Origin of the sequence: Alkalibacillus haloalkaliphilus C5 (assembly GCF_000269905.1) — a bacterium.
GTDB lineage: Bacteria > Bacillota > Bacilli > Bacillales > Alkalibacillaceae > Alkalibacillus > Alkalibacillus haloalkaliphilus_A.
Map to the genome: position 1 here is coordinate 1 of NZ_AKIF01000173.1, position 5,477 is coordinate 5,477.

At 38.8% G+C, this 5,477-nt stretch carries 5 protein-coding genes; 1 reads left to right on the forward strand and 4 read right to left on the reverse strand.

Annotated features, from left to right (window positions below; translation table 11 throughout):
* Positions 1-1,538: DNA ligase D (gene ligD / locus A194_RS0114265; protein WP_017187485.1), on the reverse strand; the 1,538-nt coding region annotated here is incomplete at its 3' end.
* A 95-nt stretch (positions 1,539-1,633) separates the two neighbouring features.
* On the opposite strand from ligD, the gene ku reads away from it, so the two are divergent.
* The gene (gene ku, locus A194_RS0114270; RefSeq protein ID WP_017187486.1) at positions 1,634-2,488 is read left to right on the forward strand and encodes a non-homologous end joining protein Ku; all 855 of its coding nucleotides are present in this window, start codon (positions 1,634-1,636) and stop codon (positions 2,486-2,488) included.
* Positions 2,489-2,844: 356 nt separating this feature from the next.
* Here the strand turns inward: ku and A194_RS0114275 are convergent, their stop codons facing one another.
* From A194_RS0114275 to A194_RS0114285, 3 genes are all read right to left on the reverse strand, one after another.
* Positions 2,845-3,978 carry an ABC transporter permease gene (locus A194_RS0114275; protein WP_017187487.1) on the reverse strand — a complete coding sequence of 378 codons (1,134 nt, stop codon included), beginning with the start codon at positions 3,976-3,978 and terminating at the stop codon, positions 2,845-2,847.
* Positions 3,975-4,859 carry an ABC transporter ATP-binding protein gene (locus A194_RS0114280; protein WP_017187488.1) on the reverse strand — a complete coding sequence of 295 codons (885 nt, stop codon included), beginning with the start codon at positions 4,857-4,859 and terminating at the stop codon, positions 3,975-3,977. Before A194_RS0114280 ends, A194_RS0114275 begins: the two co-directional genes overlap by 4 nt.
* Before the next feature lie 14 nt (positions 4,860-4,873).
* Positions 4,874-5,477 (reverse strand): ABC transporter permease subunit (locus tag A194_RS0114285; protein ID WP_017187489.1); only part of this gene is annotated, 604 nt, incomplete at its 5' end.

Below are 5,477 nucleotides of genomic sequence, written 5' to 3' on the forward strand. Positions count from 1 at the left end.
TTCTTCAACCGCTCGATCGTAAATTTTTCAGGATATTTTTCGACGAGCACTTGCGCCACTGCTTCCATAAATTCACGCGTGTCATCATAAGTCGTCTCTTCATCTAACGGAATATGCAACTGCAATCCCGTTTTCCCCGACGTTTTCACGTACACGTCATACTCTTGGTGTTCACACATTTCTTTAATCAACTGTGCTGCGAAAACCGCTAACGGAAACTGCTTTAGAGTCGGTGGATCTAAATCAAAGACCATTTCATCAGGTAACTCTGAGTCGACTGTGTTAAAAGGCACATGATACTCAATTGCCGCATGGTTGCCGAACCAAAGCAATGTCTGCAAATCTTGACAGACGATATCCTCATCTTCATCATCACCCGGAACTGTTTGGATAAAGTCAGGTGCATAATCAGGCAAATGTTTTTGGTAAAATGAATGATCATCGACACCGTCAGGAAACCGAATCATCGTCAATCGCTTATTTTGTAACCTTGGAAGTAAAAGTGGGGCCACATCACGCAAGTATAAGACAAAATCACGTTTATTAAACTGTGGAAATAGCAACTTATCTGGCTTAGAAATTTCAACAGAGTCAGGCAACTGCCCTAACCCTTCTTGAACACGTTCCCACGTACATTCACTAGGCTCTATGTCAAAACGAAATTGATGAAAGACAGGCTCGCGCAGCTCTCGATCTTTTGCTTCTAAACAGTGAATTTCTAAACAGACACTCGGCGGAATCTCCCATGTTTTTGCGTTTATTTTTTCACCATTTTCATAAACAAAAGCTTTAAGCGTTTCTTTTTCTTCATCAGAAAAGCCGTGTTTCAGCTTACCTAAAAGGGTCATCTCCTCACCTTTGTAAACCGATACGTCAAAATATTCATTTTCCATATTCCATTGTGTTAAAAAGCCTGTAACCGTCCGCCAATTTTTAATCTTTTGCCACTGTTCACTTCGTTTTCCACTCGTTACTTTGGAGCGTTCGTTTTTAGCTACAACTCCTTCACCTTGATGGAATTGCACATCTTGCCATATTTGCTGCGGATTATCGTATTGCTTTACGACATTTATTCTTTCGTTATAACTAAATACTCCTTCGCCGAATAACTCCTCTAATTGACTACGCCTTTTATGTAAAAGTTGGCTTTCTAAACTTTTTCCTTTAAGCTGCAACAGATCAAATACCATAAACGTCGCGGGTCTTTTTTGGCTGACACTTTTGATTCGATCTTTCGCTGACATGCGCCCACGCGTTTGAATAAGTGAGAAGTTCCCTTTTAATTCTGAATCCAACACGACTAATTCACCGTCTATAAATAGCGGTAGATGCGGTTTGACCTGTTCAGAATGATCTTCACACCAAGCCGTAATTTCAGGAAACTGTGCCGTGAAGTCATTGCCATTACGACTCCACAGTTTCACTCCCTTTTCCGTCCATTCAAGCCCACAACGAAATCCGTCATATTTTACTTCATACACCCAGTTGTCACCTGTCGGCATATCCTCAACAAGTGTCAGCAACATCGGCTTCCACATAACGCGCACCTCCAATTTCACACGGTTATTTTTAACGTAAAGGTGCATTTTTATCACTAAACGAGAAAAGATAACCAATAAAGGAGATGATCGTGATGCATACGATGTGGAAAGGGACGATAAGCTTCGGCCTTGTCAATATACCAGTCAAGCTACATTCCGCAACTGAAAACAAAGACATTAAATTGCGCAACTTGCACAAAGAATGCCAGTCCCCCGTTAAATATGAAAAGACGTGCCCCGTTTGTGAAACCGAAGTGACAAACGACGATATCGTCAAAGGTTTTGAGTATACGAAAAATAAATTCGTCATTTTAGAAGATGAAGACTTAGAAAATTTAAAAGAAGCAAAAGACGATAAATCCGTTGAAATCGTCGACTTTGTTAAGTTAGAGGAAATTGATCCCATATATTTTGACAGAAGTTATTACTTATCGCCAAGCGAAGGCGGTGGCAAAGCCTATTCCTTACTACGCCAAGCTTTAGAAGATAGCGGCAAAATTGGACTAGCCAAAATTACAATCCGTTCAAAAGAACATTTAGCTGTCGTACGTATTTATAACAATACGATCGTCATGGAAACGATCCACTATCCAGATGAAGTCCGGGACGTTGGCGAAGTGCCGAACGTGCCAGAAGAAGATAACGTCGTAGAAAAAGAATTAGAAACAGCGAAAATGTTAATCGACCAACTGACAACCGAATTCGATCCAGAAAAATATACAGACGAATACCGAACAGCTTTACTTGATTTAATCGAGAAGAAGAAAGACGGCGAAGAAGTCGCAACAGCGAAAGAACCAGAAAAACCAGACAACGTCACCGACTTAATGGACGCTTTAGAAAAGTCGCTTAACAAAACGCAAAAAGGCGGTCAGAAGAAGAAAAAATCTACTGGCGGTGGCCAAAAGAAAAAGACCACAGCTTCAGGGAAGAAGAAGAGTGGGTAGTGTAGTTGATAACTACCGAATAGCAGGTATTATTACCGAATAAGTGGGATTTAATACCGAATAGAGCGGTTTATTACCGAATAGATCGATTTATTACCGAATAAGGACTGCTTATTACCGAATAGAGCGGTTTATTACCGAATAAGGACTGCTTATTACCGAATAGATCACCCTTAATGTCGGACAACAGCGACTTATTGACGGACAAATCACCATAATTGTCTTACGACTGCCACTTAATGTCGGACAAACTACCTGTCGGACGAGACCAAATTATTGTCGGGCAAAACTCGCAAAAAATACACCTTCAAATAAACCAAAACCCACGACAGCCACCTAAGCTGTCGCGGGTCCTATTAATCAACTTTACTCGTTTTAATTTTTCTTGAAGCAATGAAAAGTAGTACACATGATACGATTAATGTGACTGGAATTGCATCGTACCATCTCTCATTTTCTTGTGTTAAAATTGCTTGTTCAGGCAAGACATATTTAAATGGATTAAACCACGCCAAGGCATCCATAGAAAAAGTAGCGGTTAAAATATAACCTAATAATAAAGTTCCTAACAAAGCAAACAGTGTCATAATCGTTTGTTTGAATAACAAGCTATAAAGTAAATAGAGCGAAATCATAAACACGACCATCACGCTCATTAATCCAACAGCTTGCACGACATAATCAACAGCCGTCAGCGCCCTTAAAACACCATCCACTTCAATAATGACTGGGTATTGGAAATTGCCTTCCGTCCCAAACAGATAACTAACTCCCAGTGGGGTCAACAACACAACCACTGAAACGATTAAGTATACAATCAGCGAGCTTACAAATTTACTCACAATAATATGCGCACGATTAAATGGTTGCGTGAACAATAAGTTAATCGAACGACTTTCAAATTCATTCGTCATCAAGTCACCAATTAATAATAATACAACCACTAACGCACCTAACGTCACCCATAAATTAACAACTTGGAGCAAGAAATTAGGTGGCGCTTGACTATAGTTCTCAATTTCTTTCGGAATACCTTGTGCTAAGAGTTGTTGGTTCAGCGCAAGCGTATGGTGAATTTCCTCTTCAGTAATGGGGTACTCCCCTTCTGCCATACGATAATCTCTTACTTGTTCCATAAAAGATATTTCAACATTTAATTGCTGCTGCCATTCATCTGTCCCAACTAAATTATGCAGTTCATCAGCTGTATTTAAAAGATCCAAGTTCATCTCTTGACGCATTTCTATTTCTTCATATTCTTCTGTCCCTTCTTCAAGATCTTGTTCAAGCTGTCTAGTATAAGTGCGATTATTCATCTCGCTAACTTCTACTAAATAGCTATAGTTCGACTGCTTCTCATCTAAAACATACTCTTCAAAAATAACATTCCGAAAAAACAACAGTACAACTAACGCGACTAAAAAAGCCAATAAAACTAAAAACTTTTTCGAAAAGAACATTTTTTTAAATTCAAAGACTAGTAACTTCATACAGATGCGTCCCCTTCAAACAGCTCACGATAGCGCTTTTCAGCACCGACACGTTCATTTTCAATATCTAAAATTGCTACACCCTGCTTATTTAAATGATCAATGACAGTCTGAAGCTCAACATCTGTTTCTTCAAAAGTTATTTGCTCTTGGTTATAAACTGAAAAAGTAATGGCCGCTTCTTCCAAAACACCTTCAGCCTTCGTCAAATCATCAACAGTTAAGTAATATTCCTTCGTTGCAAATTGCTCGAGCGACTCTTTTAAAAGCGCGCCATCTTTTAAAAAGTAAATTTTATTCGTCAGTCGATCAATTTCATCAAGGTTGTGCGACGAAACAATAACCGTCGTTCCTTCTTCTCTTAGCTCTAACAAAATATTACGCATATCAATCGCACTCGTTGGATCCAACCCTGTTAGTGGCTCATCCATTAACAATACCTTAGGATCATTAATAATAACCATCGCTAACAACAAATGCTGCTTCATCCCTAATGAGAAACTTTGTACGCGTTTCTTTAAGTAACTTTCCATCCCGACGCGCTTAGCGACTTCTTCAATTTTCGATTTAGGTAACCCTTGAACATCGCAAATAAATTTCAAATGATCATAAGCGGTTAACGTTCCGTATAAAATCCGGTTATCTTGAAGATACGAGACGTCTTTAAAAATTTTCGTGTCAGTATTTTTCTGACCGAGTAATTCCACTTCACCTTGATCATAGGTTAACAAATTCGTCATACAATTCATCAACGTTGTCTTACCCGATCCATTTGGGCCAACTAGCGCTATAATTTGTGGTTCTTCTACTTCTATATCGATTCCTTTTAAAACCCAATCCTTCTTGTACTTTTTCTTTAGACCATCAACTTTAACAATCATGCAAAAACCCCTCACTACTTCATTTTCACTTTCATCACAAAATATGACACGACAAAAATTAGTAAACTACTAACTCCAAGTGACACAACACCATTAACTAGATTGATGTTAAAATTCTCCTGCACCAACGCTGTTTCCAGCGTGATTATTTCGTACACATCAAAATATAAGAATGGATTATAAGCACCGATGATTTGATCGCTGAATTGTACACCCAAAAACACGACAGCTAACGTTAAACCAATCGCAATCGATGTTCGTCTTGCTAATACTGAAAATAAAAACAACCAAGCATAACAAAAGACAAGAACCATTAAGAACAACGACGCTGACCATATTAAAAATGTCCCCATCGGCATAAAGCTAAACTGGAACTCAGGTTCATAGATCAATACAGGATAATCCCATGCACCTAAACGATCAAAAACAACTCCTAGCAGTAACGAAAATAAACCAACACCTACAACCGTCAATAATGACATCAGAGCAATTGTGATAACTTTACTGACGAAAACAGTTCCACGTCGAACAGGTTGTGTGTATAGAAAATGAATCGGCCCATTTTGTCCTAATCCTTCTCTCGTCATAACATTACCGAACAAGAATAAGAAGAAAGCA

What these genes read in the sequence shown, in the direction of transcription:
- A194_RS0114275 (WP_017187487.1), bottom strand. Translation starts at nt 3,978, where the DNA reads ATGAAGTTACTAGTCTTTGAATTTAAAAAAATGTTCTTTTCGAAAAAG.
- ku (WP_017187486.1), top strand. Translation starts at nt 1,634, where the DNA reads ATGCATACGATGTGGAAAGGGACGATAAGCTTCGGCCTTGTCAATATA.
- A194_RS0114280 (WP_017187488.1), bottom strand. Translation starts at nt 4,859, where the DNA reads ATGATTGTTAAAGTTGATGGTCTAAAGAAAAAGTACAAGAAGGATTGG.